The sequence below is a fragment of the Janthinobacterium sp. TPC_1 genome (genome assembly GCF_056037845.1).
The window spans coordinates 2,462,087-2,483,276 of sequence record NZ_CP195157.1 but is presented as its reverse complement, the minus strand read 5'-3'; the positions used below and the strand labels follow the sequence as shown (position 1 = coordinate 2,483,276).

The 21,190-nt window shown below is 63.3% G+C and carries 18 protein-coding genes and 6 pseudogenes; 12 read left to right on the top strand and 12 right to left on the bottom strand.

Features of this window, described 5'->3' with window-relative positions; translation table 11 throughout:
• Positions 1–47: 47 nt before the first annotated feature.
• Positions 48–532 (bottom strand): annotated as a pseudogene (gene rfaE2 / locus ACQVLG_RS12180) (D-glycero-beta-D-manno-heptose 1-phosphate adenylyltransferase).
• 44 nt (positions 533–576) lie between these two features.
• Positions 577–816 (bottom strand): DUF3717 domain-containing protein, encoded by a 240-nt coding sequence (locus tag ACQVLG_RS12175; RefSeq protein ID WP_077399697.1) that lies wholly within the window; start codon positions 814–816, stop codon positions 577–579.
• Between the two features lie 134 nt (positions 817–950).
• Between ACQVLG_RS12175 and ACQVLG_RS12170 the strand changes: the two genes are divergently transcribed.
• The 6 genes and pseudogenes from ACQVLG_RS12170 (at position 951) to ACQVLG_RS12145 (ending at position 4,690) form a co-directional block, all read left to right on the top strand.
• The gene (locus tag ACQVLG_RS12170; protein WP_474294751.1) at positions 951–1,889 is read left to right on the top strand and encodes a hydrogen peroxide-inducible genes activator; all 939 of its coding nucleotides are present in this window, start codon (positions 951–953) and stop codon (positions 1,887–1,889) included.
• A gap of 58 nt (positions 1,890–1,947) precedes the next feature.
• The gene (gene ubiA, locus ACQVLG_RS12165) at positions 1,948–2,802 is read left to right on the top strand and encodes a 4-hydroxybenzoate octaprenyltransferase (protein ID WP_474294749.1); all 855 of its coding nucleotides are present in this window, start codon (positions 1,948–1,950) and stop codon (positions 2,800–2,802) included.
• Between the two features lie 108 nt (positions 2,803–2,910).
• Positions 2,911–3,267 (top strand): ElaB/YgaM/YqjD family protein, encoded by a 357-nt coding sequence (locus tag ACQVLG_RS12160; RefSeq protein WP_230541532.1) that lies wholly within the window; start codon positions 2,911–2,913, stop codon positions 3,265–3,267.
• A 45-nt stretch (positions 3,268–3,312) separates the two neighbouring features.
• A pseudogene (locus tag ACQVLG_RS12155) lies at positions 3,313–3,603 on the top strand (phage holin family protein); the annotation flags it as partial.
• Positions 3,604–3,694: 91 nt separating this feature from the next.
• Entirely contained in the window at positions 3,695–4,042 is a 348-nt protein-coding gene (locus tag ACQVLG_RS12150; protein ID WP_230541534.1) for a hypothetical protein, read from the top strand.
• Positions 4,043–4,132: 90 nt separating this feature from the next.
• The gene (locus ACQVLG_RS12145) at positions 4,133–4,690 is read left to right on the top strand and encodes a DUF3455 domain-containing protein (RefSeq protein ID WP_230541535.1); all 558 of its coding nucleotides are present in this window, start codon (positions 4,133–4,135) and stop codon (positions 4,688–4,690) included.
• Positions 4,691–4,751: 61 nt separating this feature from the next.
• Here the strand turns inward: ACQVLG_RS12145 and proC are convergent, their stop codons facing one another.
• The gene (gene proC / locus ACQVLG_RS12140; protein ID WP_474294746.1) at positions 4,752–5,582 is read right to left on the bottom strand and encodes a pyrroline-5-carboxylate reductase; all 831 of its coding nucleotides are present in this window, start codon (positions 5,580–5,582) and stop codon (positions 4,752–4,754) included.
• A 16-nt stretch (positions 5,583–5,598) separates the two neighbouring features.
• Entirely contained in the window at positions 5,599–6,300 is a 702-nt protein-coding gene (locus ACQVLG_RS12135) for a YggS family pyridoxal phosphate-dependent enzyme (protein ID WP_474294744.1), read from the bottom strand.
• A 70-nt stretch (positions 6,301–6,370) separates the two neighbouring features.
• Between ACQVLG_RS12135 and ACQVLG_RS12130 the strand changes: the two are divergent.
• The 4 genes and pseudogenes from ACQVLG_RS12130 to ACQVLG_RS12115 all read left to right on the top strand — a co-directional run bounded on the left by ACQVLG_RS12130 (position 6,371) and on the right by ACQVLG_RS12115 (position 11,335).
• Positions 6,371–7,413 (top strand): annotated as a pseudogene (locus tag ACQVLG_RS12130) (type IV pilus twitching motility protein PilT).
• 3 nt (positions 7,414–7,416) lie between these two features.
• Complete coding sequence (locus tag ACQVLG_RS12125; protein WP_474294742.1) at positions 7,417–8,556, top strand: PilT/PilU family type 4a pilus ATPase; 1,140 nt, start codon at positions 7,417–7,419, stop codon at positions 8,554–8,556.
• Between the two features lies 1 nt (position 8,557).
• Positions 8,558–9,043 (top strand): glutathione peroxidase, encoded by a 486-nt coding sequence (locus ACQVLG_RS12120; protein ID WP_230541539.1) that lies wholly within the window; start codon positions 8,558–8,560, stop codon positions 9,041–9,043.
• A gap of 146 nt (positions 9,044–9,189) precedes the next feature.
• A pseudogene (locus tag ACQVLG_RS12115) lies at positions 9,190–11,335 on the top strand (putative bifunctional diguanylate cyclase/phosphodiesterase).
• Here the strand turns inward: ACQVLG_RS12115 and glcF are convergent.
• The 3 genes and pseudogenes from glcF to ACQVLG_RS12100 all read right to left on the bottom strand — a co-directional run bounded on the left by glcF (position 11,328) and on the right by ACQVLG_RS12100 (position 15,140).
• Positions 11,328–12,558 (bottom strand): annotated as a pseudogene (gene glcF / locus ACQVLG_RS12110) (glycolate oxidase subunit GlcF). The pseudogenes ACQVLG_RS12115 and glcF overlap by 8 nt on opposite strands.
• Before the next feature lie 4 nt (positions 12,559–12,562).
• Positions 12,563–13,633, bottom strand: a complete 1,071-nt coding sequence (gene glcE, locus ACQVLG_RS12105; RefSeq protein ID WP_474294739.1) for a glycolate oxidase subunit GlcE — start codon at positions 13,631–13,633, stop codon at positions 12,563–12,565.
• A gap of 15 nt (positions 13,634–13,648) precedes the next feature.
• Positions 13,649–15,140, bottom strand: a pseudogene (locus ACQVLG_RS12100) (FAD-linked oxidase C-terminal domain-containing protein).
• 152 nt (positions 15,141–15,292) lie between these two features.
• Here ACQVLG_RS12100 and ACQVLG_RS12095 point away from each other — a divergent pair.
• A complete protein-coding gene (locus ACQVLG_RS12095; protein WP_230541544.1) occupies positions 15,293–15,847 on the top strand; it encodes a cob(I)yrinic acid a,c-diamide adenosyltransferase in 555 nt (184 codons plus the stop codon).
• A 62-nt stretch (positions 15,848–15,909) separates the two neighbouring features.
• Here ACQVLG_RS12095 and ACQVLG_RS12090 read toward each other — a convergent pair whose 3' ends face one another.
• The 3 genes from ACQVLG_RS12090 to ACQVLG_RS12080 form a co-directional block, all read right to left on the bottom strand.
• Complete coding sequence (locus tag ACQVLG_RS12090; protein WP_474294737.1) at positions 15,910–16,098, bottom strand: hypothetical protein; 189 nt, start codon at positions 16,096–16,098, stop codon at positions 15,910–15,912.
• Between the two features lie 91 nt (positions 16,099–16,189).
• Positions 16,190–16,381, bottom strand: coding sequence for a hypothetical protein (locus ACQVLG_RS12085; protein ID WP_077399646.1), 192 nt, complete (start codon positions 16,379–16,381; stop codon positions 16,190–16,192).
• A 72-nt stretch (positions 16,382–16,453) separates the two neighbouring features.
• Complete coding sequence (locus ACQVLG_RS12080) at positions 16,454–16,693, bottom strand: glutaredoxin family protein (protein ID WP_474294735.1); 240 nt, start codon at positions 16,691–16,693, stop codon at positions 16,454–16,456.
• 110 nt (positions 16,694–16,803) lie between these two features.
• On the opposite strand from ACQVLG_RS12080, the gene ACQVLG_RS12075 reads away from it, so the two are divergent.
• Positions 16,804–17,217 carry a hypothetical protein gene (locus ACQVLG_RS12075; RefSeq protein WP_474294733.1) on the top strand — a complete coding sequence of 138 codons (414 nt, stop codon included), beginning with the start codon at positions 16,804–16,806 and terminating at the stop codon, positions 17,215–17,217.
• 157 nt (positions 17,218–17,374) lie between these two features.
• Here ACQVLG_RS12075 and ACQVLG_RS12070 read toward each other — a convergent pair whose 3' ends face one another.
• On the bottom strand, positions 17,375–18,523 hold the full coding sequence (locus tag ACQVLG_RS12070; protein ID WP_474294731.1) for a cytochrome-c peroxidase: 1,149 nt from the start codon (positions 18,521–18,523) through the stop codon (positions 17,375–17,377).
• A gap of 19 nt (positions 18,524–18,542) precedes the next feature.
• Complete coding sequence (locus tag ACQVLG_RS12065) at positions 18,543–21,107, bottom strand: TonB-dependent receptor (protein ID WP_474294729.1); 2,565 nt, start codon at positions 21,105–21,107, stop codon at positions 18,543–18,545.
• Between the last annotated feature and the right edge of the window lie 83 nt (positions 21,108–21,190).

Here is a 21,190-nt window from a genome sequence, read left to right as displayed (position 1 = left end):
CTCATAGTAACGTCTTTTTATCTGTATGGAAACATTGACGAGCTTCCTCAGCCTTGCTGCGTCCGCACTTTCGTCAACAGCTTGGTGGTCGAACGGTCATGCTCGAAATCGATGGCCACGGCCTGGCCGCCGTACGCCAGCACGGCCTTGCCTTCGGGAATGGCCGCCATGTCGTAGTCGCCGCCCCCTTGGCATAGATTTCCGGCTCGATATCCTGCACCACTTCCAGGGCGCTGTCTTCCGAGAACGGCACGACCAGGCTCACCGCTTCCAGCGCGGCCAGCACGGCCATGCGGTCTTCGCAGCTGTTCAGGGGACGGTCGTCGCCCTTGCCCAGGCGTTTCACCGAGGCATCAGTATTCACGGCAACGATCAGCGAGGCGCCCAGCGCGCGCGCCTGCGCCAGGTAGGTCACGTGGCCGCGGTGCAAAATGTCGAACACGCCGTTCGTCACCACCACCGGTTTCGGCAGCGCCGCGGCACGGGCGCGCAGTTCGTCACGGCCGCACAGTTTGTTTTCAAAATCAGGCATGGATATCTCTGGTTGGGTTAAATGGGGTCACGCTATGGTCGTACTCAGGCGTGGCTATCGCCTTGGATGCCGCCGGCATCCCGGCGCCAGGCATCGATCAGGGCCACGACGGCCGGTTCCAGGGTCTCTTCGGCGATGCGATCTTGCCGGTAGTAAATCATCAGCGCATACACGCCGGCCAGGCGGCTGACGGGCGGCGACAGCGCATATTCATTGCCGCGCGCCGGTTGCCTGGCACGCCAGTAATTAATCGCCGCTTCCAGCGCCTGCATCCGCAGTTCCATCGCCGTCTCCTTCTGCCGCCCGCTCCCGCATTATAGGGGGCGATCCGCTACAATACGCCATCGGCGCCACAGTTTCACGTTTGCGCCACCTTTCATTCATTGCAAGTAAGTACTTCCTGTGTTTCAATCAACCTATGACACTGACTGAACTGAAATATATCGTTGCAGTCGCGCGAGCGAAGCACTTCGGCCATGCCGCCGAAGCCTGTTTCGTTGCCCAGCCCACCCTGTCAGTGGCCATCAAGAAACTCGAAGACGAATTGGGCGTGGTCCTGTTCGAACGGGGCGGCGCGGAAATCTCCGTCACGCCCCTGGGCGCGCAGATCATTGCGCAAGCCGAGCGCGTGCTGGAACAGACGGCCGCCATCAAGGAACTCGCCAAGCAAAACAAGGACCCGCTGGCCGGCCCCCTGCGCCTGGGCGTGATCTACACGATCGGCCCCTACCTGCTGCCGCCGCTGGTCAAGGCCATGATAGACCAGGTGCCGCAAATGCCTTTGATATTGCAGGAAAACTTCACGGTTCGCCTGCTCGAATTGCTGCGCCAGGGCGAACTGGACGTGGCCATCATGGCCCTGCCCCTGCCCGATCACGGCATGGCCATGCAGGAACTGTATGACGAACCGTTCGTCGTCGCCATGCCGCGCCAGCATCCGTGGAGGGCGCGCGACAAAATCGCCGCGCAAGATCTGAAATCGGAAACCATGCTGCTGCTGGGCAATGGCCACTGCTTCCGCGACCAGGTACTGGAAGTGTGCCCGGAAATGGCGCGTTTTTCCTCGCCCGGCAATGGCATGCAGCGCACGTTTGAAGGTTCCTCGCTGGAAACCATCCGCCACATGGTGGCCAGCGGCATCGGCCTGACGGTCTTGCCGCGCGCCTCGGTCGCCAATATGCACGCCACCGACGGCATGCTCGAATACCGGCCCTTCGCCGCCCCCGTGCCGTCGCGCCGGGTGGTGATGCTGTGGCGCAAGAGTTTTACGCGCAAGGCCGCCATCGACGCCCTGTGCGCGGCCATCGCCAGCTGCAACTTGCCTGGCATCACCCCCTTGTGCGAAGACGACGAATAGTACATTTACATACTATTTGCGATAATCGACCTTTCTCTTCAACAAGATCGAGTCTTCCATGAACAAGCTGGCGCTGTATTTCCGCCTGATACGGCTGGACAAGCCTATCGGTACCGTATTGCTGCTGTGGCCTACCCTGTGCGCGCTGTGGCTGGCGCAGCAGGGCGTGCCGGACTGGCGGTTGCTGCTCATCTTTACCCTCGGCACTTTCCTGATGCGCTCGGCCGGCTGCGCCATCAACGACTACGCCGACCAGGATATCGACAAATTCGTCAAGCGCACGATGGACCGCCCCATCACCAGCGGACGCATCAGCGGCAAGGAAGCGCTGGCCGTGGCCGGCGTGCTGACCGTGCTGGCCTTTTGCCTGATCCTGCCCCTGAATGCGCTGACCAAGCAACTGTCGGTGGCCGCCGTCATCATCGCCGGCACCTACCCGTACTTCAAGCGTTTCTTTGCGATTCCGCAAGCGTATCTGGGCATCGCCTTCGGCTTCGGCATTCCCATGGGCTTTGCCGCCATCACGGATTCCGTGCCCGTCGTGGCCTGGCTGCTGCTGCTGGGCAATGTCTTCTGGGCCGTGGCCTACGATACGGAATACGCGATGGTCGACCGCGACGACGACCTGAAGATCGGCATCAAGACCTCGGCCATCACCTTTGGCCGCTACGACGTGGCCATCGTCATGTTCTGCTATGCCGTTTTCCTGCTGCTGTGGCTGGCATGCGGCTGGTACCTGGGCTTGCGCTACTGGTTCGTCGCGGGCTTGCTGGTGGCGGCCGGTTGCGCCGTTTATCACTACACCCTGATCCGCGCACGCGAGCGTATGCCGTGTTTTGCGGCATTCCGGCATAATAACTGGCTAGGAGCGGCGGTGTTTGCGGGCGTGGTGCTGGACTTTGCTTTCCGTTAAGCAATGATCCTTGCGCCGCTGCAGCCCTTGAGGCGGCGCAAGACAAGCCTGGCCGCAGCTGCCTACACTGGTATTTCACTGTGCAGTTTCACTTCCATGAGGTAATACATGAGCTCGATACATACCGGCAAATCCAGCAACGACAGCGTTCTCGCGGACGCCGACAAGGCCCGCGACAAACTGGTCGGCGACCTGAAAAACGTCATCAATGAAGCGGAAGGCTGGCTCGATGGCGCCAAGGATCAGACGGGCGAGAATGTCAAAGCCGTCAAGGACAAGTTCATCGCCACCCTGGAAACGGCCAAGAAAGACTTGATCAAGCTGGAAGAAGACTTGCTCGAACGCACCAAGAAGGCGGCCAAGGCCACCGATGAATACGTGCAGGACAATCCATGGAAAGCCGTGGGCGCGGGCGCCGTCGTCGGCGTACTGTTCGGCCTGCTGCTTTCCTCGTCACGCCGCTAGACAGTATTGACGGCGTTCGCCGTCTCCTGACGCGAAAGGCAGCATATGGCTATCATGCACCATGTCGCCCAAGTCGCAGCGACCCTCGCCGCCATCGTCCAGACCCGTCTGGCCCTGGCGGCCGTGGAAATGGAAGAAGAGTCGCTGCGCTTCCTGTCCTATCTGGCGCTGGCCATGCTGGCGCTGCTATGCCTGTTCGTCGGCCTGGTATTGATCGTATTCCTCGTCATCGTGCTGTTCTGGGATACGCACCGCATCGCCGCCATCGCCGTCACGGCCGCCGTTTTCATCGCTGCCGCCCTCGCCACCCTGCTGGGCGTGCGCGCCAGTTTCCGCAGCAAGCCGAAACTGCTGTCCTTCACACTTTCCGAACTGAATAAAGACCTGGACGAGCTGCAATTGCTGGCCCGCCGGGGATCGAGCGGCCATGACCACGCATCCCACCAAACTGGCCCACGTGCACACGGCCGCCAGCCTGGCGCAGCGGCGCGACGCGCTGCTGGCCGAATGCGCGCTGCAGCGCCTGGCCCTGGGCGTGCAGACGCGGCAGCTGCTGGAACCATTGACGGGCGGCAACCTGCGCCACACGCTGGCCACGCGTTTCAAAATTCCCCTGATGATAGGCGGCGCCGTGCTGGGCCTGGTGCTGGTACGGCCGCGCCGCTTCCTGCCGCTGCTGCGGGCCAGCGGCGCGCTGCTCAAGCACGCCACCACTGCCCTGCCCGTCGTGCTGGCGCTGGCGCGGCGTTTCAGCAAGAAAGAAACGCCGCCGTAACTATTTTTGTTCCTGGCTGCATCCAAATGGCGAGCCCGTGCGTATGTAGGATATCAACCAGCCGGTTGAGCCAACGACCAGGAGTTCGCCATGCATGCCTTCATCGCCCCACGCCATACCGCCCCCTCGCTCACCGTCCTGTGCGCCGCCCTGCTGCTGAGCGCCTGCGCTCCCATGGGCGCGCGCTATTCGCAGCAACAATTGCCGAACGCCGTGCAAGTGCCCGATGGCCACCAGGTGGCCATGCAGACGGTGGGCGTGGGCAAGATCGCCTATGAATGCAAGGCAAAGAAAGATAGCTCCGGCCATGAATGGGCCTTCGTGGGACCGGACGCGGCCCTGAACGACCGCAGCGGCATGCAAGTGGGCACGTATGCGGGCCCACCGGCCACCTGGGCCAGCCTGGACGGCTCGAAAGTGACTGCCACGCAAGTGGCCGTAGCGCCGGCCGGGGCGGGCAATATCCCGTATCAACTGGTAAAAGCCAATCCGGCCACGGGCAGCGGCGCCATGCAGGGCGTCAGCTACATCCAGCGCGTGGCCACCAGCGGCGGCGTGGCGCCAAGCAGCCCATGCGGCATGGACACCGTCGGCGCCAAATTATGGGTGCCCTACCAGGCCGACTACATCTTCTGGAAAGCCGCATAAACACGCGCCAGGCCGGCCCAAGCCGCTTCCCGGCATGGGCCGCGCCGTCAACCGCGTCGCCTTACTTGCCCAGCTCGTCCCCCATCTCGCGCCCGCGCTGCGCGGCCGCCTTGATGCCCTTGACGATGGCCGCCTTCACGCCGCTCTCTTCCATGCTGGTGAGTGCAGCATACGTCGTGCCGCCTTTCGACGTGACGCGCTCGCGCAGCAGGGACACGGGTTCGCTGGAGTTCGCCGCCAGCTGCGCCGCGCCCGTAAACGTGGCAATGGCCAGCTGCGTGCCCTGTTCCGGCGTCAAGCCCAGTTCGGCGGCCGCCTGCTGCATCGCTTCGATAAAGTAAAACACGTAGGCGGGACCGCTGCCGGACACGGCCGTGACGGGGTCGATCTTCGCTTCGTCGTCGAGCCAGACGGTCTGGCCGACGGCGCGCAGGATGGCGTCCGCCGTCTTTTTCTGTTCTTCGCTGACGCCGCCGCTGGCCACCATGCCCGTGATGCCCATGCCGATCAGGGCCGGCGTGTTCGGCATGCAGCGCACGATGGCAGGGTAATCGCCGAGCCAGCGCGACAAATCGGCGGCGCGGATGCCGGCCGCGATCGACAGGATCAATGGCGCCCGCTCGGCGTCGAGGAAGGGCAGCAATTGCGCCGCCACTTCGCGCATGCTTTGCGGTTTCACGGCCAGCACGATCACGTCCACGCCGCGCAGCGCGTCGTCCGCAGACGTCGCCGTCGTCACGCCGAACTGCGCCTGCAGTTTTTCCAGCGCGGGCGCATGCGGGTCGATCACGTGGATGTTGCCGCCCAGGGTCAATTTGCCCGCCAGGCCGGCGATCAGGGCCGCGGCCATGTTGCCGCCGCCTACAAAGGCGATATTCAATTCTGTCGTCATGCTTGTTCTCTCTTCATCAGGAATAGTTGCGGGAACCGAAGATGGCGCTGCCCACGCGCACGATGGTGGCGCCCTCGAGCACGGCGGCGCGCAAGTCGGCCGACATGCCCATCGACAAGGTATCGAGCGCCAGGCCGTCCGCCTTCAATTGTTCGTACAGCGTACGCACTTGCGCAAACGCAAAGCGCTGGCGCTTGACATCCGTTTCCGGCTCGGGAATCGCCATCAGGCCGCGCAAGCGCAGGCGCGGCAGCTGCGCCACGGCATGCGCCAGCGCCGGCAATTCGGCGGGCGTCACGCCGCTCTTGCTCGCTTCGCCGCTGATATTGACTTGCAGGCAGATATTCAGGTCAGGCAAGCCGGCCGGCCGTTGCTCGGACAGGCGCACGGCGATCTTTTCCCGCTCCACCGTATGCACCCAGTCAAAATGCTCGGCGATGGGGCGCGTCTTGTTGCTCTGGATGGGGCCGATGAAGTGCCAGGCAGGCCCGGCTTGCGGCAGCGCAAGTTTGACGGCCGCGATCTTGTCGAGCGCTTCCTGCAGATAATTTTCGCCAAACGCCGTCTGGCCCGCGCGCATGGCTGCCAGCACGGCATCCGCGCCGAAAGTTTTCGAGACGGCCAGCAGGGTCACGTCCTCGGGCGCGCGCTGCGCCTCCAGGGCGGCCTGCGCAATACTGTCGCGCACGGCTTGCAAGTTCTGTTCGATTGTGGACATAATCATTTTCTAGTGTATAGGGGCGGCGGCACGGTGCGCCAGCCCATCAATGCAGGCACAGGGATTATAAATGGACATCTCCGAACTACTCGCTTTCTCCGTCAGCAACAAGGCTTCCGACCTGCACCTGTCTTCCGGCCTGCCGCCGATGATACGGGTCCATGGCGACGTGCGCCGCCTCAACGTGGCGCCGCTCGAGCACAAGGAAGTGCACAGCATGATCTACGACATCATGAACGACAGCCAGCGCAAGGCGTATGAAGAGGCGCTGGAATGCGATTTCTCGTTCGAAATTCCCGGCCTGGCCCGTTTCCGCGTCAACGCCTACAACCAGGAACGGGGGGCTTCGGCCGTGCTGCGCACGATTCCCTCGAAAGTGCTGACCCTGATGAACTGAACGCGCCGCGCATCTTCGGCGAACTGGCCATGCGCCCGCGGGGACTCGTGCTGGTGACGGGGCCGACGGGTTCGGGCAAGTCGACCACCCTGGCGGCGATGGTGAACCACGTCAACGAGCGCCTCAACCACCATATATTGACCATCGAAGACCCGATCGAATTCGTGCATGAGCCGAAAAAATGCCTGATCAACCAGCGCGAGGTGGGCTCGCACACGCATTCGTTCAGCAACGCGCTGCGCTCGGCCCTGCGCGAAGACCCGGACGTCATTTTAGTGGGCGAATTGCGCGACCTGGAAACCATCCGCCTGGCGCTGACGGCGGCCGAGACGGGCCACCTCGTGTTCGGCACCCTGCACACCTCGTCGGCGGCCAAATCCATCGACCGCATCATCGACGTCTTTCCCGCCGAGGAAAAGGAAATGGTGCGCGCCATGCTGTCCGAATCGCTGCAAGCCGTGATTTCGCAAAACTTGCTTAAAACCAAGGATGGCGCGGGCCGCGTGGCCGCGCATGAAATCATGCTGGCCACGCCGGCCGTGCGCAACCTGATCCGCGAAGCGAAAGTGGCGCAAATGTATTCGGCCATCCAGACGGGCAGCAACGTGGGCATGCAGACCCTGGACCAGTGCCTGTCCGACCTGGTGCGGCGCGGCACGATCTCGGCGGAAACGGCCCGCTCGGCCGCCAAGGCGCCCGAAAACTTCCCCGGATAAGTCATGCAGACCAAGCACGAACACTATGGCGCCATGCACGCGCTGCTGGCGCAGATGCGCGCGCGGGGCGGCTCGGACCTGTTCATCACGGCCGGCTTTCCGCCCGCCATCAAGCTCGACGGCAAGCTGACGCCGCTGCCGGGCGCCGCGCTGGCCGCGCAGCAGGCGGCCGGCTACGTGCGCGCCGTCATGAACGAACGCCAGGCGGCCGAGTTCGAATCGAGCCGCGAAGCCAATTTCGCCATCAGCCCGGAGGGCCTCGGGCGCTTCCGCGTGTCCGCCTTCGTGCAGATGGGCCAGGCGGGCATGGTCTTACGATTGATCAATACCGCCATCCCTACCCTGGATGGGCTCGGTTTACCCGCCATCCTGCAGGACGTGGTGATGAGCAAGCGGGGCCTCGTCATCATGGTGGGCGCCACGGGCTGCGGCAAGTCGACCACCCTGGCGGCGATGGTGGGCCACCGCAACGCGCACAGCCATGGCCACATCATCACCATCGAAGACCCCGTGGAATTCATCCATCCGCACGGCAACTGCATCGTCACCCAGCGCGAAGTGGGCGTCGATACGGACGACTGGGCCACGGCCCTGAAAAACACCCTGCGCCAGGCGCCCGACGTGATCCAGATCGGAGAGATACGCGACCGCGACACCATGGACCACGCCATCGCATTCGCCGAGACGGGCCATCTGTGCCTGGCGACCCTGCACGCAAACAACGCCAACCAGGCGCTGGACCGCATCATCAATTTCTTCCCGGAAGAGCGGCGCCAGCAACTGCTGATGGATCTGTCGCTGAATTTAAAAGGCATGATTTCGCAGCGTTTGATCCCCAACAAGGAAGGAGGCGGACGCAAGGCGGCGCTGGAAATCCTGCTCAATTCGCCGCTGATGAGCGACCTGATCTTCAAGGGCCAGGTGCACGAGATCAAGGAATTGATGAAAAAATCGCGCGAGCATGGCATGCAGACCTTCGACCAGGCCCTGTTCGACCTGCACGAGGCGGGCGCCATCAGCTATGAAGATGCGCTGCGCAATGCGGATTCCGTCAACGACCTGCGCCTGGCGATCAAGCTCAAGGGCGCAACGGCGCCGGACGCGGCGCCGCCCTCAACCGCCACCAAGCTGGGACTCCTCTGACATGAGCAACATCCACGATCTCCAGGCCACCGCGCTGGACGGCACGCCCGTCGACCTGGCGCGCTACAAAGGCAAGGTATTGCTGATCGTTAACACGGCCAGCGCCTGCGGCTTCACGCCCCAATATGCGGGACTGGAAGCGCTGTACCGCGAATTCCACGAGCAGGGGCTGGTCGTGCTGGGTTTTCCCTGCAATCAATTCCGCCAGCAGGAACCGGGCTCGCATGCCGAGATCGGCGCCTTTTGCGAAAAGAACTTCGGCGTCACCTTTCCCCTGTTTGCCAAGGTCGACGTGAATGGCCCGCATACGCATCCCCTGTTTGCGCAATTAAAACAGGCGGCGCCCGGCATATTGGGCACGCAATCGATCAAATGGAATTTCACCAAGTTTTTGGTGCGCAAGGATGGCAGCGTATTTCGCCGCTACGCGACGGCCAGCAAACCGGCCAGCCTGGCGGCCGACATACGGCAATTGCTACAGGAATAGAAACTCAATACTTTGATTTAAGACAATAATCATGTGAAATCGGCAAAAGCGTATTTATTTCATGCTTGATATCAATATTGTGTTTCAAATAGCAAATATCGGTGATAATGTTTACATAATTATTCGCAGATATCGATCAAAAAACGATGCCAGTCTTTGGGAAAATATTATCTTCATGGATGCGGATGGGTATTTATTCCCGCCTCTTCATCCCTATTATCTTCCTGATACTCGCCGTTTCCGCCGTCCGCTATCACGCCCTGCTCGGTACGGAAACGGCGCTGGCCAAGGCGCGCTACCAGAGCGATGCCCGGCAACTCGACCTGTTCCTCGCCAATAGCGTGCTGCCGCTGGCCGTGCATACGGACAGTCAGGCGATGCGCGACAGCGTGCGGCAAGTGCTGCGCAGCGCCCTGCCGCTGAACCGCAGCCTCGTTTCCGCCCGCTGGGACACGGCTGGCGCGCATGTCGAAGTGCTGGCCGACAACAAGCTGGCCGGCACACGGGCCACGGTGCCGGCATGGTTCGAGCGCCTGGCCGGCATCACGGCCATCCGCAGCCGCCTGACGGTGGCGCTGCCGGACGGCGGCGACGGCATCCTCGACCTGCACTACACGCCCGGCCTGCCCCTGGCGCAGGTGTGGCACAAGGTGCGCGAACAGGCCATCCTCAGCAGCATCAATATCGTGCTCGTCTTCCTCTTGCTGGGCCTGATCCTGGCGACGCACCGCCGGCTGCTGGCGCGCTTCGTGCAAGCGACCGACCGCTTCCGCGATGGCAACTTCGCCGTGCGCCTGGCGGCCGGCGCCACGCCCGAGGCGCAAGCCGTGTCGCAATCGTTCAACGGCATGGCCGGCGATATCGAAGAGCTGTTGATCTCGCTCAAGACCAGCCAGCGCCAGCTTGGCGAACAACTGAACGAAACCGTGCACATGCAGCAGGCGCTGCAAAAGCTGTCGTGGCAAAACTACAATGATGTGCTGACGGGCTTGCCCAACCGTGCCGCGCTGGCCGCCCGCTTCGAACAGGAACTGTTCCTCGCGCGCGAACGCCAGCGCCTGCTGGCCGTCTGCCTGTTCGACCTCGACCACTTCCAGGCCATCAACGACCGCTACGGCGCCGAGGCGGGCGATGAAATCCTAAGCAGGTGGCCGGCCGCCTGCACGGCTTTGCGGGCCAGGTCCATTATGCGGCGCGCCTGGGCGGCGATGAATTCGTCATGCTGCTGTGCGGCCAGGCCAGCATCGCCAGCATCGAACAGAACGTCACGCAGCTGATGGCCGAGCTGGACCGCCCCTACCAGTGCGACCAGCAGGCGCTGCACATGACGGCCAGCGCCGGCATCGCCGTCTACGCGGGCAAGGACCTGAATACGGAAAGCCTGCTGCGCCACGCCGACCACGCCGTCTACCAGGCGAAACTGACGGGGCGCAACCAGTACCACTTCTTCGACACCAATCTCGACGAGGAAGTGCGCACCCACCACAACCAGCGCACGGAAGTGCGCCAGGCCCTGATCAACGGCGAACTGCGGCTGTACTACCAGCCCAAGGTGAACATGCGCGCCGGCACGGTGGTGGGCATGGAAGCGCTGCTGCGCTGGCAGCATCCGCGCCGCGGCGTGCTGGCGCCCGCGCAATTCTGCCGCTGGTGGAACAGACGGACCTGATCATCGATATCGGCGAATGGGTACTGCGCCAGGCCCTGTGGCAGATGCAGCGCTGGACGGCAAGCGGCAAGCACTGGGTGGTCAGCGTGAACATCGCGGCGCGCCACTTCCAGCAACCGGACTTCGTCTCGCGCTTGGAAACCATCCTCGGCGAATTTCCCGGCGTGCGCGCCAGCATGCTGGAACTGGAAATCCTCGAATCGTCGGCCCTGCACGACATCGAAGACGTGCGCCGCATCATCCGCGCCTGCCAGGCGCTGGGCATCACCTTCGCGCTCGACGATTTCGGCACCGGCTACTCGTCGATGTCATATTTAAAACGCCTGCCGGCGAACATCGTCAAGATCGACCAGAGCTTCGTGCGCAATATGCTCAACGACCGCGACGACCTGCACCTGGTGCGCGCCGTCATCGGCCTGGCCCGTTCGTTTTCCCTGACGGTGATCGCCGAAGGCGTGGAAAGCGTCGAGCATGGCGCGCGCCTGATCCAGCTGGGCTGCGACCTGGCGCAAGGCTACGGCATCGCCCGCCCCATGCCGGCCGACGCCGTGCTGGAGTGGGCGGCCAACTTCGTGCCAGCGCCGCAATGGCGCATCGCCCAGTACAGCGAAGCGCCTATTTGACGGGGATCAAGGCTGAATCGATCAGCTCGATCCAGTGCCGCACGGGCGTCTCCGTGCCCGACTGCAGATGGCTCAGGCAACCGATATTTGCCGATACGATCTCGTCCGGCTCGCACGCTTCCAGGTTCGCCAGCTTGTTGTCGCGCAGCTGCTGCGACAGGGCCGGCTGCAGGATCGAATACGTACCGGCCGAACCGCAGCACAGATGGCTGTCGGCGCACAGGCGCACGTCGACGCCGACGGCGCGCAGCACCTGCTCCACCTTGCCGCGCACCTGCTGGCCGTGCTGTAGGGTGCATGGCGGATGGTACGCCACTTTTTTCAGTATGCGCCCTTGCAGCAGCGCCCACCAGTTCCGCTTCAAACGCGGGCAGGATCTCGGACAAGTCGCGCGTCAGTGCCGCGATGCGCCGCGCCTTGTCCGCATATTGCGCATCGTGCGCCAGCAGGTGGCCGTATTCCTTCACCGTGGCGCCGCAGCCGGAGGCCGTCATGACGATGGCTTCGGCGCTGTCGACGTACGGCCACCAGGCGTCGATATTGCGGCGCATGTCGTCCAGCGCCGCTTCCTGGTCGTTCAGGTGATGGCGCAGCGCGCCGCAGCAGCCCGCCTTGGGCGCGACGATCAATTGCACGCCCAGCGCGTCGAGCACGCGCGCCGTGGCCGCGTTGATGTTGGGCGACATGGCCGGCTGCACGCAGCCGTCGAGCAGCAGCATGGTGCGCGCATGCTGGCGCGCGGGCCATGCGCCGGCGGCGGCACCGGGGCGCAATTTGTCCTGCAAGCCTTTTGACAGCAAGGGCCGCAGCGCCTGCCCCGCCTTGTACACGGGCGTAAACAGCCAGCGGCGCGGCAAGGCTTCCTTCAGGGCGAAGCGCAAGGCCCGTTCGCGCAAGGGGCGCTGCACGCGCTGCTCGACGACGTTGCGGCCGATGTCGACCAGGCGCCCGTACTGCACGCCGGAGGGACAGGTCGACTCGCAGTTGCGGCAGGTCAGACAGCGGTCCAGGTGCGTCTGCGTCTTGGCCGTGACGGGCGCGCCCTCCAATACCTGCTTGATCAGGTAGATGCGTCCGCGCGGGCCGTCGAGTTCATCGCCCAGCAGCTGGTAGGTGGGACAGGTGGCCGTGCAAAAGCCGCAATGCACGCAGGCGCGCAGGATGGCTTCGGCTTCGTCGCCTGCCGGCGTATTCTTGATGAAATCGGCGAGATTGGTTTGCATGCGCTCAAGTCATTCTGTGCGGGTTGAAGATACCGGCCGGGTCGAACGCCTGCCGCAGACGCTGGTGGATTTTCTCAACGGCCGGCGCCAGCGGGTGGAACACGCCCACGGCCTTGTCGCCGCCGCGGAACAGGGTGGCGTGGCCGCCAGCGGCAGCCACCGCCTGGCGGATGTCTTGCGCGCCGGCCGCATCGGCGTCGCCGTCGAGCTTGAGCCAGCGCTGCGCGCCGCCCCACTCGATCAGCTGGCGCCCCTTGACGATTACGGCGCTGGCGTGCGGCGGCAGCGACAGCCGCCACAGGCTGCCCGCGCCCGCAAAAAAGTCGTGCGTCTGCTCGCGCAAGGACAGCCAGAAGGCGGCCGCGTCATCGGGCGCCAGCAGCTCGCCGCCCAGCGACTGCAGCGCCGCCGACACGGCCGCCTCGGCGCCGGACAGGCGCACGCTCAAGACGCCATCGTGCCAGCAGCTGGCCGATATCGGCAGCGGTTGACCGGCCCATTCATTGAGCAAGCGCAAGGCGGCGATTTCCGCGCACGCCACGCGCAAGGTCGCTTCGCGCAGCGGCAGGGGCAGCACCTTCAGCGACACTTCCAGGATCAGGCCCAGGGTTCCCATGGACCCCGCCAGCAGGCGCGAGACATCGTAGCCGGCCACGTTTTTCATGACCTGCCCGCCAAAGGCCAGGCGTTCGCCGTGGCCATCCAGCAGCACGGCACCCAGCACGAAGTCGCGCAAGGCCCCCGCGCTGGCCCGGCGCGGGCCGGACAACGCGCAGGCGACGACGCCGCCCAGCGTGGCGCCGGGGCCGAAGTGCGGCGGCTCGAAAGCCAGCATCTGATTGCGCGCGGCCAGCGCCGCCTCGATCTCGGCCAGCGGCGTGCCGCAGCGGGCCGTGATCACCAGCTCCGTCGGTTCATAGTCGATGATGCCCGCATACGCGCGCGTGTCGAGCACCTCGCCATCGAACTGCTGGCCATACCAGTCTTTCGTGCCGCCGCCGCGCAGGCGCAAGGGCTTGCCCGCCGCGCCGGCAGCGAGGATCTGCTGCCTGAATTGTTCCACTATCGCTTGCAAAGGAGTCTCCGGCGGTTAAAAACGGGGCAGGTTGGCGAACGGCAGGCGCCCCGCCGTCACATGCATCTTGCCGAATTCGGCGCAGCGGTTCAAGGTGGGAATCGCCTTGTCCGGGTTCAGCAGGGTATGGGGATCGAAGGCGCGCTTGACGGCAAAGAAGGCATCGAGTTCGGCGCGCGTAAACTGCACGCACATGGAATTGATCTTTTCCATACCCACGCCATGTTCGCCCGTAATCGTGCCGCCCACGGCCACGCACAGGGCGAGGATGTCCGCGCCGAACGCTTCGGCGCGCTCGAATTCGCCGGGCATGTTGGCATCGAACAGGATCAGCGGGTGCAAATTGCCGTCGCCCGCGTGGAACACATTGGCGCAGCGCAAGCCATGCGTCGTTTCCATGGCGGCGATGCCCGTCAGGACTTCCGCCAGGCGCTTGCGCGGGATGGTGCCGTCCATGCAGTAGTAATCGGGCGAGATGCGCCCCGCGGCGGGAAACGCGTTCTTGCGGCCGGACCAGAATTTCATGCGCTCCGCTTCCGACTGCGACACGGGCAATCGCGCTGGCGCCCGCCCCTTCCAGCACGGCCGTCATGCGGGCGATTTCCTCTTCCACTTCCTCGTGCGTGCCGTCCGCTTCGCACAGCAAGATGGCCGCCGCATCCGTGTCGTAGCCGGCCTTGACGAACGGTTCGACCATGCGCGACGAGGTCTGGTCCATCATTTCCAGCCCCGCCGGGATGATGCCGGCGGCGATCACGTTGGCCACGGCATTGCCGCCCGTGACGACGTCGCCGAACGAGGCCATGATGACCCGCGCCGTCGCCGGTTTCGGTATCAGCTTGACCGTCACTTCCGTGACGATGCCCAGCATGCCTTCGGAGCCGATGAAGACGGCCAGCAGGTCGAGGCCGGGCGAGTCCAGGCATTCGCCGCCCAGTTCCAGCACGTCGCCATCAATGGTAACAACGCGCACGCGCAGCACATTGTGCACGGTCAAGCCGTATTTGAGGCAATGCACGCCGCCCGAGTTTTCCGCCACGTTGCCGCCGATGCTGCAGGCGATCTGCGACGAGGGGTCGGGCGCGTAATACAGCGAATATTGCGCCGCCGCTTCGGAAATGGCCAGATTGCGCACGCCCGGCTGCACCACGGCCGTGCGCGCATAGGCATCGAGGCGCACGATGCGGTTCAAACGCGCCGTCGACAGCACCACGCCGTCGGCAATCGGCAAGGCGCCGCCCGACAAGCCCGTGCCGGCGCCGCGCGGCACGATCGGCACGCCAAGTTCGCGGCAGACGCCGAGGATGGCGATCACCTGTTCCTCCGTGTCGGGCAGGGTCACCACCATCGGCAGCTGGCGGTAGGCGGCCAGGCCGTCGCATTCGTAGGGGCGCGTATCTTCCGCGTCGGACAGCACGCAGCGGGCCGGCAGCACGGCCAGCAGGGCCGCGACGACGGTTTGCTGGCGCGCGGCGGTCAATCCGGATTCGGGGGCGGCATTGAGCATAGAAAAAATGAACAAAAGGGCGTGGGCGTGCAACGATTGTAAGCACAAAAGTGGCGCGCAGCGCATTTTTTGTCCGATTTGCAGGCAAATCCGCGGCCAGGCGGCGCGCAGTGTCGTATGCTGCCCCCATTCTTCTTGACAGGATCGACATCATGGGCAACCGACTTTCGAAAATCGCCACGCGCACGGGTGACAATGGCAGCACCGGCCTGGGCGACGGCAGCCGCACCAGCAAGGACAGCGCCCGCATCCACGCCATGGGCGACGTGGACGAACTCAATTCCAACATCGGCTTGCTGCTGTGCGAAGCCATGCCCGACGCCTTGCGCGAGGAGCTGGTGGCCATCCAGCACGACCTGTTCGACCTGGGCGGAGAAATCTGCATTCCCGGCTACCAGCTGATCAAGGAGGAGCATGTGCTGCGCCTCGATGCGTTATTGGCGAAATACAATGCGGACTTGCCGGCCCTCTCCGAATTCATCCTGCCGGCCGGTTCGCGCGCCGCCTCGCTGGCGCACGTGTGCCGCACCGTGTGCCGCCGCGCCGAGCGCAGCATCGTCGCCCTGGCCAATGCGGAACCCCTGCACGAACATCCGCGCCAGTACGTGAACCGCCTGTCGGACCTGCTGTTCGTGCTGTCGCGCGTGCTCAACCGCTTCGCCGGCGGCAGCGACGTGCTGTGGCGGCATGACCGCACGCGGGGATAAAATAAAAAACGGCGATGCCTGTCAACAGCATCGCCGTGCTTTATCCCGCTGACAAGCGCATGCTAGCCGCAGCGCTGCAGACACGCTTTATTGGCACGGACGCATGAAGGGACACTGAACTCCATGACACAGGCATCGAGCGCCATATAGCACTCGGATTGGCATTCCGAAATATCGGCGCTACTGCTGGCCATGGCGTACGAGGCGCTGAGGCCCATGGCAAACAAAAAGAAACCCAGTTTTTTGAACATAAGTACTCCTTTGTGGAAAGACTGCAGGACGGATGAGGTGACTCAGCCGGCCTGGTCAGCGTACTGGCCAGCCGGTGAATTTGATTTGATGCTAGTCTTGAGCGCAGCGGTTATAGCAGAGCTGATGAACCTTGGTGCAGGCGCCTGCCGACCCTGGACGGGCGATCACGCACTGGTCCAGAGCGTCGTCACACTGCATATAGCATTCCGGTTCGCCGCCGGCGATCGCGTACGAGGCGCTGACGCCCATGGCAAACAAAAAGAAACCCAGTTTCTTGAACATAAGTACTCCTGTTGAATTGACAGACGATGACGTACATCCATGGCGCGCCGTCTCTTACGCGCCATCCGGCAATCAGATTTTCTTCAGCGCCGCTTCCAGCGCACCCGTATTGAAGCCCTGGATCTTGCGGTTGCCGATCAGCACCACGGGCACGCCGCCGCCGCCGAGTGCTTCATGGGCTTGTTTCGCTGCCGGCGATTTCTCGATATCGAGATCGACGAATTCGATCTTGTTTTCCTTGAAATACGCGCGCGTCTTGGCGCAATAAGCGCACCAGTCCGTGCCGTACAGCACCACCTTGGGCTTGCGCATTCGGGAAATACGCGGCGTAATTGCCTTCCGTGTAATCCGCTTTGAGCAAGCCAGGCAGCAAGGACAGGCCGTAACCGCTGCCCAGGCCGGCCGCCAGGATCAAGCCATACATGGCGATGGTTTTAATTTTTTTCTGCATCATAGGTGTTATCGGAGGCGTGGATGATCGAGGGGCGGCCAGTGAAAAATACGGCTACCGGCCGCCTTGCAATACAAAAAAACGGATATCAGGCGCCGATCTCGCAGACTTTCAGACAGTTTTTGTAGCTGCCTATGCAAAATGGGGACCTGTCGCCATTTTGCATCGTGCATTCCCGCCATTCTTCCTCGCAGACAGAGCAGCCGATATCCGAAGCGAAGGCATAGGAAGCACTCAATCCCAGGGTAAAAATAAATGCTGCAATCTTTTTCATTTACTACTCTCCATGTTAGCCATTGCCTCAGGCAATCGCGTCAGACCAGTCGTAAGAAATTTCATCTTTGCTTGCTACTACAAAATCGAATATAGACCGCACTTATTTTAGAGTCAACGTTTCCTTCCGATAAATTTCCAATTTGGAAAATATATCGGGGAAGCCCCTGAAATGTGGAATTTGGAGAGATTAGGAGGCGCCAAACGTCTATACAATATCGGCGCCGCAAGCAGATAAAGGCCGGTTGCGGGCGCAACCGGCCGAGCGGCTACAGGGCTTCCAGAAAGCTCTTCAGCGCGATGATTTCCCCGGACGTCAGCTGCAATGGCTGCAGCAGGGGCGAGGTGACGGGAAACTTCGGATCGGCCGCCTGCTGCGCGTTGTGCGGCACGGGGCGCGACATGCCCGCGTTATACATGTTCAGCAAACCCACCATCTGCGGAAACAGGCCGTTGTGCATCCACGGCCCCGATTGCGCCACGCCGCGCAAACCGGGCGTGCGGAACTTGCCCACGTCCTCATCCTTGCCCGTCACCAGGTAGCGTCCCAGGTCTTCATATTTCTTGCGCCCGTAATACGTCAAACCCAGGTTGTGGAATTGCTGGTCCGTCAGCAGGGCGCCGCTGTGGCAGGTCATGCAGCGCGCCTTGGTGCGGAACAGGTGCAGGCCCAGCAGTTCACGGTCGTTCAGGGCCGTGCGTTCGCCCTCCAGAAAGGTATCGAAACGCGTGACGGGCGGCAACACCGTGCGCTGGTAGTCGGCCAGCGCCGTCAGGATGCGCGGCAAGGTCACGCCATCTTTCTTGCCGAAAGCAGCATTGAATTGCGCCGGGTAATCGTCCAGCGCGGCCAGCTTGGCCGCCAGGGCCGGCACGTCCATGGCCATCTCGTCCGGATGCTGCAAGGGGCCCAGCGCCTGCTCTTCCAGGGTGCTGGCGCGGCCATCCCAGAACAGCGGCTTGATCTGCGCCACGCCCAGCAAGCCCGGCGTATTGCGCTGTCCCAGCCGGCCCTCATGCCCGACGGAAACACGCTTGCTGTCGGCAAAGCTGTGCGCGGGGCTGTGGCAGCTGAGGCAAGCCACCGCGTTCGAGCGCGACAAGCGCGGGTCGTTGAACAGGCGCTGCCCCAGCGCCGCCACGGCCGGCGCCACCAGCGGCGCGGGCATGGCCGACACGGGCGCCATTTCCTGCGGCGTCACGCCTTCAGGCACGTGCGGGCGAGGCCAGCCGGCAATAGGCCGGACATAGATCTGGCGCAGACAGGCCAGGTCCCAGCCGCTTGCGCTGGCGCAAGGTTCTACGCTGGCCGCCGCGCCTTCGTGCGCCTGGCCATCAAGGCTGAGCAACAGGGCGCCGCCCGCCAGCAAGGCGGCCAGGGCGGCCGTGGTTTTTTTCAGGTGGGATACAGTTTTCATGCGCCTGCCCATGCATTCATTAGAATCGGTAGCCGAGTTCCAGCGTGAACTGGCGGCCTTTTTCATACACGACATCGGTCGTCGACTGGAACAGCGGATTGCTGCGGTTGCTTACGTTCTCTATCCCCAGGTTCACGAAGCCCTCGCCCGGCCCCGTCTTCGGCAGCGCGTACTGCACGCGCAAGTCCCAGGTGATCGACTTGCCCACCGTAATGTCCTTGAAGACGTTGGCCTCCTCGCCGTCGAACAGCTTGGCCTCGCCCGTCGCCACCATGCCCGTTTCCGGCCCCCGCACGCGCAAGAAGTTATCCACCTTCAGGCGGTAGGCGGGGAGGTCCGTCGACAGCAGCAGGCGCGCCGTCCATGGCCGGTTGTAATTGTTGGCGGGACGATCGATCCAGCGCATGAACTTGCCCTGGTAATAGATGTATTTGCCCAGGTCGTCCGACAGTTCGTTCAGGGTGTTGTCGTAATCGGCATGCGTGCTGGTGGTGCGCGTGCGGTCATAGCCGAAGTGCAGCTGCGTGGCGCTGCCGCCCCAGCGCAGCGGGCGCGCCGTTTCGGCGGCCAGGGTCCACACCTTGCTGTCGCTGCGGCCGATGTTGTCCCAGCGGTAATTCGCGGCCGATTCCAGGTGCTGCACCATCTCGTCGCGGCCTTCGCGCAGCACGCGCTTGGCGCTCCACTTCACGCCACCCCATTGCTGGCTGATGCCCAGCATTTTTTCATCCGTGTACGGCACCTTCATCTCGCCCGTCTTGTACCAGGCCCAGTTGGTGGCCATCGCGGGCGCCGCCCAATCCTTCAGCAGGCCGCCCGCCACGGTACGCTTTTGCGCAGCGGTCTGCAGTGTCAGGCGTTTCGAGAGCGCATAGAAATCGAAGAAATTGCGGCCATAGTAGCGGTTGGCGCCCACCTCGATCTGCGTCGTGCCCTTGCCGGCCACGTCCCAGAAGGCGGACAGGCGGGGCGCGATGCTGGACTTCGGCGACAGGTCGTCCGCATCGTAGCGCGCACCCAGGCGCAGGCGCACGTCGCCCAGCCTGACGTCATCCTGCAGGAAGGCGCCACGCATCTTGTTGCTCAGTTCATAGGCGCCCGCGTAAAAAATGATGCGCTGCTCCAGGTACTGGCCGCGCACGTTCGGCGCCGCGTTCCAGGGCCTGGCCAGGGAGCAAAACTGCGCATCCACCCCGCCGCCCGCCATATTGCAGGAATTGATATCGCGCGACCCCGTGTATTGTTCATACTGGGTGTTGCGGCGGTAGCTCGAACGCTGCGTACCCAATTCCAGGCCCGCCTGGAAGGTGTGCGACATGCCCAGCCAGTCGACGGGTTCCCACTTCAGCTTGCCCTGGTACTGGGCGTTTTCCTGCTCCTGATCCACGTCGCCATAGCCGCCCTCGCCGCTATTCCATGTCGAACCGGTCGTCTTCACGCCCCAGTTCTTGTCATTCGAGTAGCGCCACAATTTCCAGATGCTGGCATCGGCGCGGCGCGAACTGTCCATCCTGTTCCAGCTCAAACGGTGTTCCGCCGTGGCGTTGCCCAGCAGCGCCAGCGGGTGCGTCAAACCCAGGTTGACGCCATTGCCGCCGCTCTGCAGGTGGAAGTCGCTGTTTTTCGAGTTAGCAAGAAAATAATCGCCGCTGGCCGGCGCATGCATGAGCGAGAAATCGGCCAGCACGCCGGGGCGGATGGTCCAGAAACCGCGCACGAAGGCATTGTCGCTGCCGCGCTTTTGTACCTTGCGATTGGCGTCGCCGGCGCTTTGCAAGCCGTTGACATAGGCGTTCAGGGGGATTTCCGAGGTCTTGCGGACAAGGCTGCCGATCAGGCTGAAATTCTCCGTCACCTTGCCCTGCAGCGCGGCGCGGTACGTCCATTTCTCGAATTCGGGCTGCAAATCGGCCGTGGCCGAATTGGCTGCGCTGTCGCGCTGCCTGTCGTTGAGCTTGTATTGCATCCACGACGAGCGCGTGCTTTCCACGGAAACCTGGCCGGACAGCTTGCGCGTGGGCGCGCAGGTATTGGCTTTTACGACGCCGCCCTTGAAGCGGCCATACTCGGCGCCGATGTTCGCGTCGAGCACCGTCACGTCGCATAGCAGGCTGGTGTCGACGGCAAAGCCCTGGCTGGCCGACGGTGGCGTGGTATTGTTGTTGGTGTTGCCGACGCTCTTGCCGGGATGGTTGGTGGGGCCGATATCGTTGTTGAGCGACATGCCATCCATCTGGTACAGATTGTCGTAGAACTTGGCGCCATTGATGCTGATATCGGCCGGCGCCAGCTCGCCCTGGGTGGCAGACGCTTGCTGCTTGTTATCGAATTGCACGCTGGGGTTGATGCGCAACAAGCTCGTGACATTGCCGTCAATGCCATTCATCGCTTCGATCTGGCGCCGGTCCAGGCGCTGTTCGCCGACGGAGACGCGCTCGGCTTGCAAGCGCACTTCGGGCAGCACTTGCGCTGCGGCGTCGTCGGGCTTGGCTTCGGCGGCAACAACAGATGGCGTGGCGGCGCCGGCGCCAAAGGCCAGGCCGATGGCCAGCACGGACTGGCGCAGGGTAAGAATGGAAGACATGAAGAACCTTCAACTACGGATGGGAAAGGGGCAGTCTCATGATGCCGCCCTTCACTTGGTCCTCCAGTGTCGTCTTCTCATGC